This window comes from Hydrogenophaga sp. PML113, from assembly GCF_001777155.1.
In the GTDB taxonomy this organism is placed as follows: domain Bacteria; phylum Pseudomonadota; class Gammaproteobacteria; order Burkholderiales; family Burkholderiaceae_C; genus Hydrogenophaga; species Hydrogenophaga borbori.
This window is the reverse complement of record NZ_MIYM01000001.1, coordinates 124,952-140,629: the sequence shown is the minus strand read 5'-3', so window position 1 is coordinate 140,629 and position 15,678 is coordinate 124,952. Positions and strand designations below refer to the sequence as shown.

Annotated in this window: 15 protein-coding genes; 9 read left to right on the top strand and 6 right to left on the bottom strand. The window is 69.5% G+C overall.

Annotation, left to right across the window (positions count from 1 at the left end; all coding sequences use genetic code 11):
* Positions 1-11 precede the first annotated feature (11 nt).
* The 3 genes from BHU06_RS00630 to BHU06_RS00620 form a co-directional block, all read right to left on the bottom strand.
* Positions 12-806 (bottom strand): crotonase/enoyl-CoA hydratase family protein, encoded by a 795-nt coding sequence (locus BHU06_RS00630; protein ID WP_070397211.1) that lies wholly within the window; start codon positions 804-806, stop codon positions 12-14.
* Positions 807-885: 79 nt separating this feature from the next.
* Complete coding sequence (locus tag BHU06_RS00625; RefSeq protein ID WP_070397210.1) at positions 886-1,266, bottom strand: hypothetical protein; 381 nt, start codon at positions 1,264-1,266, stop codon at positions 886-888.
* On the bottom strand, positions 1,263-2,666 hold the full coding sequence (locus BHU06_RS00620; RefSeq protein WP_070397209.1) for an acyclic terpene utilization AtuA family protein: 1,404 nt from the start codon (positions 2,664-2,666) through the stop codon (positions 1,263-1,265). The genes BHU06_RS00625 and BHU06_RS00620 overlap by 4 nt, the downstream gene beginning before the upstream one ends.
* 270 nt (positions 2,667-2,936) lie before the next feature.
* Here BHU06_RS00620 and BHU06_RS00615 point away from each other — a divergent pair, with 270 nt between their 5' ends.
* From BHU06_RS00615 to BHU06_RS00585, 7 genes are all read left to right on the top strand, one after another.
* Positions 2,937-3,812: a branched-chain amino acid ABC transporter permease gene (locus BHU06_RS00615; protein ID WP_070397208.1), complete on the top strand. Its 876-nt coding sequence runs from the start codon at positions 2,937-2,939 to the stop codon at positions 3,810-3,812.
* Positions 3,813-3,821: 9 nt separating this feature from the next.
* The gene (locus BHU06_RS00610) at positions 3,822-4,898 is read left to right on the top strand and encodes a branched-chain amino acid ABC transporter permease (RefSeq protein ID WP_070397207.1); all 1,077 of its coding nucleotides are present in this window, start codon (positions 3,822-3,824) and stop codon (positions 4,896-4,898) included.
* 130 nt (positions 4,899-5,028) lie between these two features.
* Positions 5,029-5,853, top strand: coding sequence for an ABC transporter ATP-binding protein (locus tag BHU06_RS00605; protein WP_070397206.1), 825 nt, complete (start codon positions 5,029-5,031; stop codon positions 5,851-5,853).
* Positions 5,850-6,638 (top strand): ABC transporter ATP-binding protein, encoded by a 789-nt coding sequence (locus BHU06_RS00600; protein ID WP_070397205.1) that lies wholly within the window; start codon positions 5,850-5,852, stop codon positions 6,636-6,638. Before BHU06_RS00605 ends, BHU06_RS00600 begins: the two co-directional genes overlap by 4 nt.
* A 22-nt stretch (positions 6,639-6,660) precedes the next feature.
* On the top strand, positions 6,661-8,517 hold the full coding sequence (locus BHU06_RS00595) for a long-chain fatty acid--CoA ligase (RefSeq protein ID WP_070397204.1): 1,857 nt from the start codon (positions 6,661-6,663) through the stop codon (positions 8,515-8,517).
* A gap of 38 nt (positions 8,518-8,555) precedes the next feature.
* Positions 8,556-9,719 (top strand): ABC transporter substrate-binding protein, encoded by a 1,164-nt coding sequence (locus BHU06_RS00590; RefSeq protein WP_070397203.1) that lies wholly within the window; start codon positions 8,556-8,558, stop codon positions 9,717-9,719.
* 106 nt (positions 9,720-9,825) lie between these two features.
* Complete coding sequence (locus tag BHU06_RS00585; protein WP_070397202.1) at positions 9,826-11,001, top strand: ABC transporter substrate-binding protein; 1,176 nt, start codon at positions 9,826-9,828, stop codon at positions 10,999-11,001.
* A gap of 113 nt (positions 11,002-11,114) precedes the next feature.
* On the opposite strand, the gene BHU06_RS00580 is transcribed toward BHU06_RS00585, so the two are convergent.
* Positions 11,115-12,512, bottom strand: coding sequence for an ATP-binding protein (locus BHU06_RS00580; RefSeq protein WP_070397201.1), 1,398 nt, complete (start codon positions 12,510-12,512; stop codon positions 11,115-11,117).
* Between the two features lie 113 nt (positions 12,513-12,625).
* Here BHU06_RS00580 and BHU06_RS00575 point away from each other — a divergent pair, with 113 nt between their 5' ends.
* Entirely contained in the window at positions 12,626-13,030 is a 405-nt protein-coding gene (locus BHU06_RS00575) for a DUF2784 domain-containing protein (RefSeq protein ID WP_070397200.1), read from the top strand.
* On the opposite strand, the gene BHU06_RS00570 is transcribed toward BHU06_RS00575, so the two are convergent.
* The gene (locus BHU06_RS00570; protein WP_070397199.1) at positions 13,011-13,991 is read right to left on the bottom strand and encodes an amidohydrolase family protein; all 981 of its coding nucleotides are present in this window, start codon (positions 13,989-13,991) and stop codon (positions 13,011-13,013) included. The genes BHU06_RS00575 and BHU06_RS00570 overlap by 20 nt on opposite strands.
* Positions 13,992-14,137: 146 nt before the next feature.
* Between BHU06_RS00570 and BHU06_RS00565 the strand changes: the two genes are divergently transcribed.
* Positions 14,138-15,115 (top strand): Bug family tripartite tricarboxylate transporter substrate binding protein, encoded by a 978-nt coding sequence (locus BHU06_RS00565; RefSeq protein WP_070397198.1) that lies wholly within the window; start codon positions 14,138-14,140, stop codon positions 15,113-15,115.
* 12 nt (positions 15,116-15,127) lie between these two features.
* Here BHU06_RS00565 and BHU06_RS00560 read toward each other — a convergent pair whose 3' ends face one another.
* A complete protein-coding gene (locus tag BHU06_RS00560; RefSeq protein ID WP_139146901.1) occupies positions 15,128-15,490 on the bottom strand; it encodes a hypothetical protein in 363 nt (120 codons plus the stop codon).
* Positions 15,491-15,678 lie beyond the last annotated feature (188 nt).

Here is a 15,678-nt window from a genome sequence, read left to right as displayed (position 1 = left end):
CGGGCCGCGGGTCAGAACCGGCCGTGGCGCCCTTCGCCCGCCGCGAAGCGCTGCGCGCCTTCCAGCGCGTCGGGGATGCGCGCCTGGCCGCGCCGCCATTCCTGCTGCAGGGCCTCGCCCAGGGGCAGGTCCCACTGCGCGTAGGCGCTCTCGCGGTCCGCGAGCATCGTGGCCTGCGGGAAGCCCGCGAGCTGGCGCGCCAGCGCGATGGCCGCCTCGCGCGCCTGGCCGCTCGGCACCACCCGGTTGGCCAGGCCGATGCGCAAGGCCTCGTCGGCCTCGACCTTGCGGCCGGTCAGGATCAGGTCCATGGCGTGACCCATGCCGATCAGGCGCGGCAGGCGCACGGTGCCGCCATCGATCAGCGGCACGCCGAAGCGGCGGCAGTAGACGCCGAAGTAGGCGTCGGCCTCCATCACGCGCAGGTCGCACCACAGCGCCAGCTCCATGCCACCGGCCACGGCCGCGCCGCTCACGGCGGCGATCACGGGCTTGGACAGGCGCAGGCGCGAGGGTCCCATGGGGCCGAGGGCGCGCGCGTCGGCGCTGTCGAAGTCCAGATCGGCCAGGGCACCGCCCTCGCCGGCCCGCGCGGCGCGCGCGCCGAACTGCAGGTCCCAGCCGGCGCAGAAGTGGCCGTGCGCGCCGTGAAAGACCGCGACCCGTGCCGCGGCGTCGTCCTCGAAGGCCAGGAAGGCCGCGTGCAGTTCGCGCGCGGTGGCGCTGTCCACCGCGTTGCGCACCTCGGGGCGGTCCAGGGTGACGACGCGGATGCCGTCGTCGAGGGATTCGAGGCGGACGGTCATGCGATCCGGCGCCGGGCCGCCCCAAGCCGGATCAGCCCCCTCGGGGGGCAGCGACCCGCGCAGCGGTGGAGCGTGGGGGTCATGCCTCGCCCCACCAGCCCACGCGCGGCTGCTGCAAGGCGGCTTCCAGTTCGGCCGCCTCCACCTCGATCTCCAGCCGCAGCAGCGCCGCCGCCATGGCCTTGCCCAGGTTGTCCAGGCGCAGGTTGCGGGCGCCGCCGCCCTGCAGCGCCCCCTTCAGCACGAACTTGAGCGCCAGGATGTTCGGCAGCGCCCAGGCCTCCACCGCGCCCGGCAGCCAAGGCGCGAAGTGCGCGCGCACGCGTTCGGCCGTGACCTCCCGCGCCAGCAGGGCGTAGCCCGCCGGGTTCCAGGCGAACAGGCCAAAGTCCACCCAATCGGCTTTGTCGCCGCTGCGCGCGTGGGCGATGCGCGCCAGCGGAATGCGGACCCGGCTCATGCGGCTTCTCCCATGAACGCCACCTGGACACCCGCCTCCACCTCGCCCCGGTCCACCAGCGTGGGCCAAATGCCCAGCAGCTCGCTCACGTTGTGCAGCCCGGTGAAGCCGCAGGTGTAGGCCGGGCCGCTGAGACCCATCCAGGGGAACAGGCGCCCGAAGCCCTCGGCCGCGGCCTTCTCGGGCGTGCGCAGCACCAGCCGCGTCCAGATTTCGTTGAGCTGGTTGAGCGCGTCCACCGCCGGCAGCGGCGCCAGCGGCCCATGGGCGGAGTTCAGGCCGGGGTACTCCACGTACAGCTCGTCGTGCGGCACGCGCCGCTCCTTCAGCTGGGCGCGGATGGTCGCCTGCGCCTGCTGCGACTTGTCCCAGGCGTCGGGCCAGGAGAAGCCCCAGGTCACCTCGGCCTTGTAGCCGTCGCGGAAACCCGCCACCACCTTCAGCCGCTCGCTGGGCGCGCGGCCACGCGCGCCGGTCAGCCGCACGCGGTCCTGCCCGAGGTCTTCCAGGTGGATACCGCTCATGTCCAGCACCACGTCGGGGCTGTGGTAGGCGTGCGGGTCGTGCACCTCGTACAGCAGCTGCTGGCGCACGGTGTCGAAGTTCACCCGCCCGCCGGTGCCCGGCGCCTTGGTGATGAGCGCGCGGCCATCGGCCCAGACCTCGGCGATGGGGTAGCCGATGTGCGCCAGATCGGGAATGGACTGCCAATGGCCCTGCGCGCCGAAGTTGCCGCCGCTGCCCTGCCCCGAGCACTCCAGCAGGTGGCCCACGGTGAGGCCCTGCGCCAGGCGGTCGAGCGTCTCGCCCTCGCCCTCGCGCGCGCCGTCCAGGCGCCAGCCGTGCGCGTGCGCGATCGGGCCCAGGAACAGCGCCGCGTCCGCCACCCGGCCGGTGATGACGATCTGCGCGCCCCCGTCCAGCGCGCGCACGATGGGCGCGGCGCCCAGGTAGGCGTTGGCGAACACCAGCCGCTCCCGCACCGACGCCACCGGCGCGCCGGTGAACAGGTGCTCGAAGGCGCCGCCGGCCGGGTCGGCCAGGCGCGGCAGCACGTCGTCGCCGCTGACCACCGCCACGCGCGCCTTCAGGCCCTTGGCGGCGAAGGCGGCCAGCACCGCCTGCGCCGCGCCCTGCGGGTTCAGGCCGCCGGCGTTGCAGACGAAGCGCACGCCCTGGCGCTGCATCAGCGGCCACAGGCGCAGCAGCAGCGGCACCACGTCGCGCGCGTAGCCCAGGCCGGGGTCGCGCTGGCGGTCCTTCTGCAGGATGGCGAGCGTGAGTTCGGCCAGATGGTCGCTGGCGATGAACTGCACGCCACCGCGTTCGATGCTCGCGGCGATGGGCTCCCAGGCGTCGCCGTAGAAGCCCAGGCCGGCGCCGATGCGGACTGATTTCATAAAAGATGTTCGTGAACCGGGTGCCATCCAGAGGCGCCGAGGAACCGGCTTTGCCGCGCCTCAGGTGCCGCCCCTTGAGGGGTCGCGCGAAGCGCGGCGGGGTGGTTGTCATCTTCATGGCGCCTGCGCGACTGCCGATGGGGGAGAACCCCTAGCGGCAGTCCCGGGGAGGACAGCTATAAATCTTCGACCCCTGCGGTGCGGCCCGCTCCCAAGCTTGCAGCAAGCTGCGCACCAGCCCCGGGGCAATACAAGACAGGAGACGGTTCCGTGCAACTGCTGCAACTGCTGATCAGCGGGGCGGCCCAGGGATGCATCTACGGCCTCATCGCGCTGGGCTTCGTGCTCATTTACAAGGCGACCGAGACCGTGAGCTTCGCGCAGGGCGACCTCATGATGGTGGGCGCCTTCGGCGGCCTGCTCACCATGACGCTGCTGGGTTTCCCGTTCTGGCTGTCCGTCGTCGCCGCCGTCGTGGGCATGGGCCTGTTCGGCATCGTGCTCGAGCGCCTGGTGATCCGCCCCATCCTGGGGCAACCCGCCTTCTCCATCGTCATGCTCACCATCGGGGTGGGCTACCTGCTGCGCGGGCTCATCACCATGATCCCCAACATCGGCACCGAGACACACACCCTGCCGGTGCCCTACGCGGGCCAGGTGCTCAAGCTGGGCACGCTGGTCATCTCGGCCGAGCAGATCGTGGTGATCGGCGCCACCGCCGTGCTGTGCGCGCTGCTGTTCGCCATGTTCCGCTACAGCAAGCTGGGCGTCGCCATGCAGGCCTCGTCGCAGAACCAGCTGGCGGCCTACTACATGGGCATTCCGGTCAAGCGCCTCAACGGCCTGGTGTGGGGCCTGGCGGCGGGCGTGGCGGCCATCGCGGGCCTGCTGCTGGCGCCCATCACCTTCGTGCACGCCAACATGGGCTTCATCGGCCTCAAGGCCTTCCCGGCGGCGGTGGTGGGCGGCTTCGGCAGCCTGCCCGGCGCCATCGTGGGCGGACTCATCATCGGCATCGTCGAGGCCATCGCGGGCTTCTACCTGCCCGAGGGTTTCAAGGACATCGCGCCCTACCTCGTGGTGCTGATCATGCTGGTGCTCAAGCCCAACGGGCTGTTCGGCGAGAAGCTGCGCAAGAAAGTCTGAGGCCGAACGATGCGATTCCTCTTCAAGACGAACTACGACCAGGACATCCGGCTCGCCAAGCACGGCGGCCACGTGTTCTGGTACGGCCTGCTGTGCCTGTTCCTGCTGGCCGCGCCCTGGGTGATCGACGAGTACTGGCTGGCGCAGCTCACCTTCGTGCTGATCTACGGCATCGTGGGCCTGGGGCTGATGCTGCTGGCCGGCTTCACCGGCCTGTTCTCGCTCGGCCACGCGGCCTTCCTGGGCGTGGGCGCGTACACGCAGGCCGCCCTGGTCAACGCGGGCGTGCCTTTCCCCATCGCCCTGGCCTGCGCGGGCCTGCTGGCGGCGGCGGTGGGCGTGGTGGTGGGCCTGCCGGCGCTGCGCGTCAAGGGCATCTACCTGGGCATGGCCACGCTGGCCTTCGGCTTCATCGTGGAAGAAGGCATCGCGCGCTGGGAGTCGGTCACCGGTGGCAACAAGGGCCTGATGGTCAACCCGCCCCAGCTCTTCGACTGGGCGCTGGACTCCACCAACGAGTTCTACTTCCTCTGCCTGGTGGTGTGCGTGCTCAGCACCCTGGCGATCGTGAACCTGATGCGTTCCTCCACCGGCCGCGCCTTCGTCGCCATCCGCGACTCGGAGATATCGGCCCAGAGCATGGGCATCCACCTGGCGCGCTACAAGACCCTGTCCTTCGCGCTGTCGGCCGCGCTGGCGGGCCTGGGCGGCGCGCTCTACGCGCACAAGATCCAGTTCCTATCGCCCGAGCAGTTCTCCATCATCCAGTCGATCGACCTGCTGCTCATGGTGGTGATCGGCGGGCTGGGCTCCATCCACGGCGCTTTCCTCGGCGCCATCTTCCTCATCGTCATGCCGCAGCTCATCGCGCTGGGCAAGGACACCCTGCCCGAGGCCATCGGCCAGTCCGCCGGCCTGCAGGGTGCGGTCTACGGCGCGGTGCTGATCGCCTTCGTGCTGTTCGAGCCCATGGGGCTGTACGGGCGCTGGCTCAAGGTGCGCGCCTACTTCCAGCTCTTCCCGTTCTACCGCCAGGGCATGTTCAAGCGGCAGAAGTCGTTCCAAAAGTCGGACCGCCTGAAATGAGGACCACCCCCGCAGCGCCTTCGGCGCTTCCCCCCTCAAGGGGGCGGCGCCCGCGGCCCGGCAAAGCCGGTTCCGCGGCACCTCCCGATTCCGCGCCTGCGCGCGTTGCGTTGTCGGCAAGAAGAACCGTATGAGCAATGTGCTTCTCTCCGCCAAGAACCTCAGCGTGCGCTTCGGCGGCGTGCTGGCGGTCAACAACGTCAGCTTCGACGTGAAGAAGGGCGAGGTCTTCACCCTGATCGGCCCCAACGGCGCGGGCAAGACCACGGTGTTCAACCTCATCAGCCGCATCTACACGCCCACCACCGGCGGCATCGACTACGACGGTCCCGCCGGCCCGGTGCGCCTGACGGACCAGGCGCCGCACAGCATCGCCCGCCTGGGCATCGCGCGCACCTTCCAGAACATCGAGCTGTTCGAGCACGCCACCGTGCTGCAGAACCTGCTGATCGGGCGCCACACGCACCGCCGCACCGGCCTGTGGAGCGAGATCTTCTTCACCGGCAAGACCCGCGCGGCCGAGGTCGAGGCGCGCGAGAAGGCCGAGCAGGTGATCGACCTGCTGGACCTGCAGCACCACCGCGAGAGCCTGGTGGCCGGCCTGCCCTACGGCGTGCGCAAGGTGGTGGAGCTGGCGCGCGCCCTGTGCACCGAGCCGCGCCTGCTGCTGCTGGACGAGCCCTCCTCCGGCCTGAACGTGGAAGAGACCGAGGACATGGCCTTCTGGATCACCGACATCAAGAACGAGCTCGGCATCACGGTGCTGATGGTCGAACACGACATGAGCCTGGTGTCCAAGGTGTCCGACCGCGTGCTGGCCATGAGCATGGGCACGGAACTCGCCACCGGCACGCCGGCCGAGGTGCAGAGCCACCCGGGCGTGATCGAGGCCTACCTGGGCAGCGTGGACGACGTGTCCAGCCTGCGCCGCGAGAACCACAAGGTGACGTCATGAGCGTGCCCACCAGCGACGCGCCGGTTCTCAAGCTGTCCAACGTGGAGAGCGCCTACGGGCCCATCAAGGCCATCCGCGGCGTGAGCCTGCAGGTGCGCCGCGGCGAGATCGCCACCGTGCTGGGCAGCAACGGCGCGGGCAAGACCACCATCCTCAAGACCATCAGCGGCATCATCGACCCGCGCAAGGGCACGGTGGAATTCAAGGGCCAGGACATCACCGCGCAGGACCCGGCGCTGATCGTTCAGCAAGGCCTGCTGCACGTGCCCGAGGGGCGCGAGGTGTTCCCGCTGCTGAGCGTGCGCGACAACCTGCTGATGGGCGCTTACACCCGCAAGGACCGCGACGGCGTGGCGCGCGACATGGAAATGGTCTTCGGCTACTTCCCCATCCTGAAGGAGCGCGCCGCGCAGGACGCCGGCCTGCTCTCGGGCGGCCAGCAGCAGATGCTGGCCATCAGCCGGGCGCTCATGGCCAACCCCGATCTGGTGCTGCTCGACGAGCCCAGCCTGGGCCTGTCGCCCAAGCTCACCAAGGAGATCTTCGAGATCGTGGTGCGCATCAACCGCGAGCGCGGCACCACCATCCTGCTGGTGGAGCAGAACGCCAACATGGCGCTCAACGCCTCCGACTACGGCTACGTGCTGGAGAACGGACGGATCGTGATGGAAGACACCTGCGCCCACCTGCGCGAGAAGGACGACATCAAGGAGTTCTACCTCGGCATGAAAGAAGCCGGCGTGCGCGCCGACCGCCGCTGGAAGAAGAAGAAGAACTGGCGCTGAGCGGCGACGAAGGGGACACGACATGAGCTACCTCTGGGACCTCTCCCACATCCAGCCCCAGACGGCCAGCGTGCTGGACGGCGACACCATTCCCGCGATGTTCTGGAACGCCGTGCGCGCGCGCGGCCCGAACGTGTGGATGCGCCAGAAGGACCTGGGCCTGTGGCGCAGCTGGACCTGGACGCAGACCGGCCAGGCCGTGCGCGAGATCGCCCACGGCCTCATGGCCCTGGGCTTCGCGCCCAAGGAAACCGCGTCCATCCTGTCCAACACCACCATCGAGTGGGTGCTGGCCGACCTGGCCGTGCTGAGCGCGGGCGGCGTGGCCAACGGCATCTACCCCACGGACGCGCCCGAGCAGGTGCACTACCTCTGCGAGGACTCGCGCACCACCGTGCTGTTCGTGGAGGACGAGGAGCAGCTCGACAAGGCCCTGGCCGTGCGCGCCCAGCTGCCACTGCTGCGCAAGATCGTGGTGGTCGACATGGAAGGCCTGCGCGACTTCCACGACGACCAGGTGATCAGTCTGGACGCCCTGCGCGCCCTGGGCCGCAACCACCTGGCGCAGCACCCGCAGATGCTGGAACAGCGCGTGGCCGGCGTGGGCCCGGACGACCTCGCCATCCTGGTCTACACCTCGGGCACCACGGGCAAGCCCAAGGGTGCCATGCACTCGCACAAAGGCCTCGTCTACACCGTGCGCGGCTACAACGCCATCCTGCCGCGCTACGACAGCGACGAGTGCATGTGCTTCCTGCCGCTGTGCCACATCGCCGAGCGCATGGGCGGCGAGTACTTCTCGCTCTACACCGGCGCGCGGCTGAACTTCGTCGAGAACCCCGAGACCGTGCCCGAGAACGTGCGCGAGATCGCGCCCACGGTCTTCACCGCCGTGCCGCGCGTGTGGGAGAAGTTCTACTCGGGCGTGATGATCGCCCTGAAGGAAGCGAGCCGGCTGCAGCAGGCCGCCTACGCCTGGGCCATCGGCGTCGGCCAGCGCGTGGCCGATCACGTGCTCAAGGGCGAGGCCGTGCCGGGTGGCCTCAAGCTGCGCTTTCGGCTCGCGCGCCTGCTGGTGCTCGACAACGTGCGCAAGCTCATCGGCATCCACCGCTCGCGCTTCCTCGTCACGGGCGCGGCGCCCATCTCACCCGACCTGGTGCGCTGGTACCTCGCGCTGGGCGTGCCCATGCTCGAGGTCTGGGGCATGACGGAGACCTGCGGCGCCTCCACCGGCGTGCCGGCGCAGCGCATCAAGCCCGGCAGCATCGGCCCGGCGGCGCAGTACAACGAGGTCCGGCTCGACGCCGCCACCGGCGAGATCCTGGTGCGCGGGCCCAACGTCTTCATGGGCTACCTCAACCTGCCCGAGAAAACCGCCGAGACCATCGACGCCGAGGGCTGGCTGCACACCGGCGACGTGGGCGTGGTGGACGAGGAAGGCTTCTTCCGCATCACCGACCGCATGAAGGACATCATCATCACGGCCGGCGGCAAGAACATCACGCCCAGCGAGATCGAGAACGAGCTGAAGTTCTCGCCCTACGTCACCGACGCGGTCGTCATCGGCGATCAGCGCCCCTACCTCACGGTGATCATCATGATCGACCAGGAGAACGTCGAGAAGTTCGCGCAGGACAACGACGTGCCCTTCTCCAACTACGCCAGCCTCACGCGAACGGCCGAGGTGCAGCAGCTCATCCAGGGGCTCATCGACGCCACCAACCGCAAGTTCGCGCGCGTCGAGCAGATCAAGAAGTTCTGGCTGCTCGACACCCAGCTCACCGCCGAGGACGAAGAGCTCACGCCGACCATGAAGCTCAAGCGCAAGCTCGTGCAGAAGAAGTACGCCGAGCAGATCGAGGCCATGTACCACTGACGCCGCCCCGCGCGGCACCACCCGAGGAGACCCGCGCCGTGAAGACCCGCAACACCCTGACCGCTTTCGCGCTGGCGCTGTCGGCCAGCGCCGCCCTGGCCCAGTCGCAGGGCGTGAGCAAGGACGAGATCGTCCTCGGCTCCATCCAGGACCTCTCCGGCCCGCTGGCCGGCTTCGGCAAGTCCGTGCGGCTGGGCATGGTGCTGCGGGTGGACGAGATCAACGAGCAGGGCGGCATCAACGGCCGCAAGATCCGGCTGCTCGTCGAGGACTCCAAGTACGACCCGCGCAACGCCGTGCTCGCGGCGCAGAAGCTGGTCAACCAGGACAAGATCTTCGCCATGGTGGCCCACATCGGCACCGCGCAGAACATGGCCGCCATGCCGGTGCAGTTCCAGAAGAACGTCATCAACTTCCTGCCCGTGACGGCCGCGCGCGAGATGTACGAGCCCTTCCACCGGCTCAAGTTCGCCAACATCGGCCCGTACTACGAGCAGATGCGCACCTTCCTGCCCCGCATGGTGCAGGAGAAGAAGCCCAAGGCGGTCTGCGCCATCTACCAGGACGACGAGTTCGGCCTGGAGGTGCTGCGCGGCGCCGAAGAAGGCCTCAAGGCGGTCAACCTGCAGATGGTCGAGAAGACCTCGTTCAAGCGCGGCGCCACCGACTTCTCCTCGCAGGTGGCGAAGATGAAGTCCGCCAACTGCGACTTCATCGTGCTCGGCACCATCATCCGCGAGACCATCGGCACCATCGCCACGGCGCGCAAGCTGGACTACAACCCCACCTTCTTCGGCTCGCAGGCGGCTTACACCGACCTCATCCACAAGCTCGGCGGCCCGGCCATGAACGGCCTGTACGCCACCATGACGACCCAGCACCCCTACCTGGACGAGGCCTCCCAGCCCATCCGCTTCTGGGCCAACAAGTACAAGACCAAGTTCAACGAAGACCCCAATGTCTTCTCGGTCTACGGCTACAACGCCATCGACATCTTCGCCCGCGCCGCGGGCAAGGCCGGCGCCAACCTCAACACCGACAGCTTCGTCAAGACCATGGACAGCCTGAGCGTGCCGACCGACATCTTCGGCTCGCCGCCGCTCAGCTTCAGCCCGCAGCGCCGCTACGGCAGCATGGCGATGCGCCTGTCGCAGATCCAGGACGGCCGCTGGAAGGTCGTCTCGGACTATGTGAACAACTGAGCGCTCGCCTCGGGCCGGTGCGGCGGGAAGGGTTTTTCCGCATCACCAGCCCGGTCAAAGACCCCATCATCCCCGCAGAAACGACAACCCACCGGAGACGACAGCGATGAAAACGACACTGAGTCTGATCGGCGCGGCCATCGCGCTGAGCACCGGCGCCGCCATGGCGCAATCACAGGGTGTGAGCAAGAACGAGATCGTGCTCGGCTCCATCCAGGACCTCTCCGGTCCCATCGCCGGCTTCGGCAAGCAGGTGCGCCTGGGCATGATGCTGCGCGTGGACGAGGCCAACGAGCAGGGCGGCGTCAACGGCCGCAAGATCAAGCTCATCGTCGAGGACTCCAAGTACGACCCGCGCAACGCCGTGCTCGCGGCGCAGAAGCTGGTCAACCAGGACAAGATCTTCGCCATGGTGGGCCACATCGGCACCGCGCAGAACATGGCCGCCATGCCGGTGCAGTTCCAGAAGAACGTCATCAACTTCTTCCCCGTGACGGCCGCGCGCGAGATGTACGAGCCCTTCCACAAGCTCAAGTACAGCTTCGCCGCCACCTACTACGACCAGATGCGCGTCGCGGTGCCCAAGCTGGCCAAGGAGAAGAACGCCAAGAAGGTCTGCACCATGTACCAGGACGACGAGTTCGGCCTGGAGGTCAAGCGCGGCGCGGAAGACGGCCTCAAGGCCAACGGCATGACGCTCGCGGTGGAGACCACCTACAAGCGCGGCGCCACCGACTTCGCCTCGCAAATGCAGAAGCTGGCCTCGGAGCAGTGCGACATGGTCGTGCTGGGCACCATCATCCGCGAGACCATCGGCGCCATCGCCACGGCCAAGCGCCTGGGCTTCAACCCCACCTTCATCGGCTCCAGCGCGGCTTACACCGACCTCATCCACAAGCTCGGCGGCCCGGCCATGAACGGCCTGTACGCCACCATGACGGTGCAGCACCCCTACCTGGACGCGGCCTCGCAGCCCATCCGCTTCTGGGCCAACAAGTACCAGACCAAGTTCAACGAAGAGCCCACGGTGTTCTCGGTCTACGGCTACCTGGCCATCGACGCCTTCATCCGCGCCGCCACCAAGGCCGGCCCCAACCTCAGCACCGACAGCTTCATCAAGGCCATGGACACCATGACCATTCCGCCCGACATCTTCGGCAGCGCCGAGCAGACCTTCGGCCCCACCAAGCGCCTGGGCAGCAACGCCACCCGCATCTCGATGCTGGACAACAACCGCTGGAAGGTGGTCACGGAGTACATCAACACCACCACCGGCAAGTGAGTCCCGGCTGACGGTTTCCTGAGCATTCGCGCCGCCCGCTCGACGGGCCATGCGCGGCAGCCGCCGGTGTCGCAAGCCCCGGTGGCTTTTTTTTGCCGGGGCCACGCCGCCGCTCAGGCGGCGGGCAGCGTCCACCAGAAGCGCGCGCCCTCGCCCACCCGGCCGCAGGCGCCCACCTCGCCACCGTGCTGCTGCACCACGCGGCGCACCACCGTCAGGCCCAGGCCGGTGCCGGGCACCGCCTCGCCGGCCAGGCGGCTGAAGGGCTTGAACAGCTCGCCGGCGCGCGCCTCGTCGAAACCCGGGCCGTTGTCGCTGACGGCGAAACGCCAGGCCTGGTCCTCGCGCTGCGCGCCCACGTCCACCGCCAGCCCGGGCCGGCCCTGCCCGTACTTGAGCGCGTTGCCCACCAGGTTGGTCACCACGTGCGCCATCAGCCCGCGGTCCACCGCCACCACGGGCAGCGGCCCCACGCGCACCGCCTGGCGCGCGCTCGGGTATTCCATGGCCAGCTGCTCCACGCATTCGCGCACCAGCTCGCCGAAGTCGACCTGCGCCTTGTGCAGCGCCTGCTGCTCCACGCACGCCAGGTCCAGCAGGTCGCTCACCATGCGGCTGGCGCGCAGGGACTCGTGGCCCAGCTTGCGCACCAGGGGCAGGGCCTGGGCCGGCTGGCCTTCTTCGATGGCCTCGCGCGCCATCTCGCTCAGGCCGTGGATGTTGCGCAGCGGGCCGCGAAGGTCGTGCGAAACCATGCCCGAGAAGGCGCGCAGGCCCTGGTTGATCGCCTCTAGCTGGGCCGTGCGCTCGTGCACCGTGCGGTCCAGACCATCGGCCAGGCGCTGCAGCGCGGCCTCGGCCTGTTCGCTGCGGCGCAGTTCGCTCGCCAGCCGGCGCGCGTCGCGCTGCAGGATCAGCGTCAGCACGAAGAAGTACACCAGCACGATGGGCAGCGGCGTGATCTCCCGAAACGTCCGCACGTCCAGGCCCACGCGGATGGCCAGCAACAGCAGCAGCGGCTGCACCAGCAGCGCCGCCGCCAGGGCGAACTGCCCGCTCCAGCGGTCGTGCCACCAGCGCCACAGCAGCCACAGCGAGGCCGCCACGAGCACCCCCGATGAAGCCAGCGGGCCGCGGAAGGGGTTGTCGCCCAGCGCCCTCACCAGCCCCACCACCCAGACCAGGCCCAGCGCACTCAGCCAGGCAAAACGCCACCCCTGGCGGCGGGCGCCAGGCGTCAGGTAGGTGTGCAGCCCCACCAGCAGGGCGGTCAGCGCGAACACCACCACCGCGGCGGCCGGGCCGCCGATGCCCTCGGCCCGCACGCCGAAATGCAGCTGGGCCACCCGAAAACCGAGCTGCGCGAGCCCGAACAGCACGGCCGAGCCCGCCAGCCAGCGCACGTAGGGCCAGGACGCCCGGTTGGCGTAGGCGATGAAGATCACCCCCAGCAAGGCGACCATCGCCCCGGTCATGAACCGCAGGTCGCCAAAGAGTGAAAGCCAGCCCATGCGTGCTCCGAAACCGCAACGCCGCGAGTGTGACAGACGGATACATCTCCGCCAGCGGGTTCTCACCGAACGGGCGGTGCAAGCGGCCGCCGGTGCATCGCACAATGCCCAGGATGGCCCCCGACACCGCCCTCCGGCTCGCCGACGCCCTGCTCGCGCTGCACGTGGGGGTGGTGCTGTTCGTGGTGGGCCTGCTGCCCCTGGTGCTGCTGGGCGGCGCCCTGGGCTGGCGCTGGGTGCGCCACGCCGGCCTGCGCGCCGCGCACCTGGGGCTGATGCTCTTCATCGCGGTCCAGGCCTGGCTGGGCCGACTCTGCCCCCTCACGGTCTGGGAGCAGGACCTGCGGCGATCGGCCGGCGAGACCGGCCACCGCGAGAGCTTCATCGGGCACTGGCTCTCGCGGCTGCTCTACTGGGAGGCGCCGTGGTGGGTGTTCGTGGCCGCCTACACGGCCTTCGCGGCGCTGGTGGGGCTGGCGTGGTGGTGGGTGCGGCCGTTCAGAGGCCGAACACCCTGAGCGCGTTGCCCCCACGCACCGCCTCGCGCTGGTCGGCCGCCAGGGTGTCGATCTTGCCCAGCGCGCCCTTCACGTCGTGCACCTGGTGCGGCCAGTCGGTGCCCAGCATGACCTGCGAGGCGCCCACGATGGACACCAGGTACTGCAGCGAGCGCGGGTCGTAGGTGATGCTGTCGTAGTAAATGTGGCGCAGGTAGTCGGTCGGCTTGCGCTGCATGCGCCGGCGCTGGGGGATCTCCACCTCGTCGCCCTTCTCGAAGCGGCCCACCAGGTAGGGCAGCGTGCCGCCGCCGTGCGAGGCAATGAGCTTCATGTTCGGGAAGCGGTCGAAGAAGCCGTCGAAGATCATGCGCGTGAAGGCCAGCGTGGTGTCGAACATGAAGCCCACGGACCAGCTCAGGTCGTACTTCGTCATGTCCATCAGGTCCACGCCCGGCGGGTCGGTGGGGTGCACCAGCACCGGCAGGCCGCGCCGGTCGATGGCGGCCCACACGGGCTCGAAGAAGGGGTCGGTGAGGCTGCGGCCCGAGATGTTGGCCAGCACCATCACGCCCACCGCGCCATTGGCGCAGGAGCGCTCCAGCTCCTGCACGGCGCGCTCGGGGTACTCCCAGGGCAGCGAGGTGAACCAGCGGATGCGGTCCGGGTACTGCGCCTGGGCGCGCGCCATGGCGTCGTTCGACTCCACCGCCGCCTGGCGGCTCGTGGCCTCGTCGCCCCAGTACACGTTGGGGCAGGTCAGCGAGACGATGGAGATGTCGATGCCCGCCGCGTCCATCTGCCGGATGCGCAGCGCGTAGTCGAAGTGGCCGGGCTGCGGAATGGCCACCGGCGTGTCGCCGCGGAAGATCTCGTCCTGCCCGTCGGGACGGCGCTGGATGTTGTAGGCCCCGCCCTTGGCCTTGAGCAGCTCCAGCCAGGCGGGCGTGTACATGTGGGTGTGAACGTCGATGACGGGCATGTGGTGTCTCCGGTGTTGTCCTTGTTTGTCGCGCGCCCGCGCCGTCGCGCGGGACCGTTAGCAAGCATACCTTTTCGGGAAAACACGCATGCGTCCATCGGGTGCGCCCTCCCAGAATCGGTGCTCCACACAACGAGGAGACACGCATGCGACGCCGACACTTCCATGCCCTGGCGGGCGCTGGCCTGCTGGCCGCGGCCCAACTGGGCCTGCCGGGCCTGGCCCAGGCGCAAGACAGCGGCACGCTGCGCGTGTGGGTGGGCTTTCCGCCCGGGGGATCGGTGGACACGGTGGCGCGCATCGTGGCCGAGAAGATGCGGGGCACGCTCAACCAGAACGTGATCGTCGAGAACAAGCCCGGCGCGGGCGGGCGGCTGGCCCTGGGCGAGCTGCGGCGCATCGCGCCGGACGGCAACACCATCATCCTGGCGCCCAGCGGGGCCCTGGTCATCTCGCCCTACCTGTACCCCAACGTGGGCTACGACCCCATCAAGGACTTCAGCCCCATCGCGCGCGCCACGGTGTTCGACTTCGCCGTGACGGCCGGCCCGGGCGCGCCGCAGGGCAAGCTGAAGGACGTGCTCGACTGGATGAAGGCCAACCCCGCCAAGGCCAGCTACGGCACCTCCGGCGCCGGCACGGTGCCGCATTTCGCGGGCCTGCTCATCGGCCAGGCCACGGGCATCCCCCTCACGCACGTGGCCTACCGCGGCGGCGCGCCGGCCGCGCAGGACCTGCTGGGCGGGCAGATCCCGCTGATGGTGGACACCGCGTCCGAGACCATCGAACACCACCGCGCGGGCCGCCTGCGCATCCTGGCCGTGACGGGCGAACAGCGCTCGGCCGCGCTGCCCGAGGTGCCCACGCTGAAAGAGCAAGGCATCAACCTGGCGGCCGACGCCTTCTTCGCCTACTTCGGCCCGGCCGGCATGAACCCGCAGGCGGCGGAGCGCCTCAGCAAGGCCGTCGCGGTGGCGCTGGCGGACCCGGGCATCCAGGAAAAAATCCGCGGCTACGGCCTGGTGCCCAGCCACGCCGGGCCGGCCGAGACGGGCGCGATGGTGGTGGAGCACCTCAAGCGCTGGGAAGCGCCGGTCAAGGCCTCGGGCTTCAAGCCGGAGTGAGGCGCTGCCCGCTCAGGGCTGGCGCCCGTACTGGCTGAGGCGCCGCGTCCGTTGTTTGCGCGCCCGGCGCCGCTCCTCGGCCGCCGTCGACGGCGCCCCGCGCCGCAGCAGTTCGGCGGCGACGCGGGCGTCGGGATCCTCGGCCAGACGGGCCGTCAGCAGGCGGCTGAAAAAATCGGTGATGCCCATCCGCAGGCGGACCTGGGCATCGTCCGGGGTCGGCGGCTGGCTCACGCCGGGCTTCGTGAACAGGGCCTTGCCCTCCTTCGTCGAGGTGTCGGGCGGCACAGGCTGGGCGGCGCGCGTCGGCAGCGGCGCGGGGCGCGTCTTCGAGGACGGGGCGGGAGAAACGCGGCGGGCGGCTGAAACGGTCATGCGGTGACTGGGGCAAGGGGCGCTCTGGTGGGCACCGGAGAACGGCCATGAGTGGTGAATCGCCCACCCTGGTTTCCACCATCGGCCGTCTGGCCAGGGCCACGCGGCGCCGGCTTGAGCCAGCGCAAGGTGCGACAGGGCCGGCCAGGCCACCATCGGCGGGCCCGCTTCGCCCTCGCCGTGGCGCG

Excerpts from the sequence above, each read along its gene's own strand:
- BHU06_RS00630 (WP_070397211.1), bottom strand. The coding sequence starts at position 806 with ATGACCGTCCGCCTCGAATCCCTCGACGACGGCATCCGCGTCGTCACC.
- BHU06_RS00625 (WP_070397210.1), bottom strand. The coding sequence starts at position 1,266 with ATGAGCCGGGTCCGCATTCCGCTGGCGCGCATCGCCCACGCGCGCAGC.
- BHU06_RS00620 (WP_070397209.1), bottom strand. The coding sequence starts at position 2,666 with ATGAAATCAGTCCGCATCGGCGCCGGCCTGGGCTTCTACGGCGACGCC.
- BHU06_RS00610 (WP_070397207.1), top strand. The coding sequence starts at position 3,822 with ATGCGATTCCTCTTCAAGACGAACTACGACCAGGACATCCGGCTCGCC.
- BHU06_RS00605 (WP_070397206.1), top strand. The coding sequence starts at position 5,029 with ATGAGCAATGTGCTTCTCTCCGCCAAGAACCTCAGCGTGCGCTTCGGC.
- BHU06_RS00600 (WP_070397205.1), top strand. The coding sequence starts at position 5,850 with ATGAGCGTGCCCACCAGCGACGCGCCGGTTCTCAAGCTGTCCAACGTG.
- BHU06_RS00595 (WP_070397204.1), top strand. The coding sequence starts at position 6,661 with ATGAGCTACCTCTGGGACCTCTCCCACATCCAGCCCCAGACGGCCAGC.
- BHU06_RS00585 (WP_070397202.1), top strand. The coding sequence starts at position 9,826 with ATGAAAACGACACTGAGTCTGATCGGCGCGGCCATCGCGCTGAGCACC.
- BHU06_RS00580 (WP_070397201.1), bottom strand. The coding sequence starts at position 12,512 with ATGGGCTGGCTTTCACTCTTTGGCGACCTGCGGTTCATGACCGGGGCG.
- BHU06_RS00575 (WP_070397200.1), top strand. The coding sequence starts at position 12,626 with ATGGCCCCCGACACCGCCCTCCGGCTCGCCGACGCCCTGCTCGCGCTG.
- BHU06_RS00570 (WP_070397199.1), bottom strand. The coding sequence starts at position 13,991 with ATGCCCGTCATCGACGTTCACACCCACATGTACACGCCCGCCTGGCTG.
- BHU06_RS00565 (WP_070397198.1), top strand. The coding sequence starts at position 14,138 with ATGCGACGCCGACACTTCCATGCCCTGGCGGGCGCTGGCCTGCTGGCC.
- BHU06_RS00560 (WP_139146901.1), bottom strand. The coding sequence starts at position 15,490 with ATGACCGTTTCAGCCGCCCGCCGCGTTTCTCCCGCCCCGTCCTCGAAG.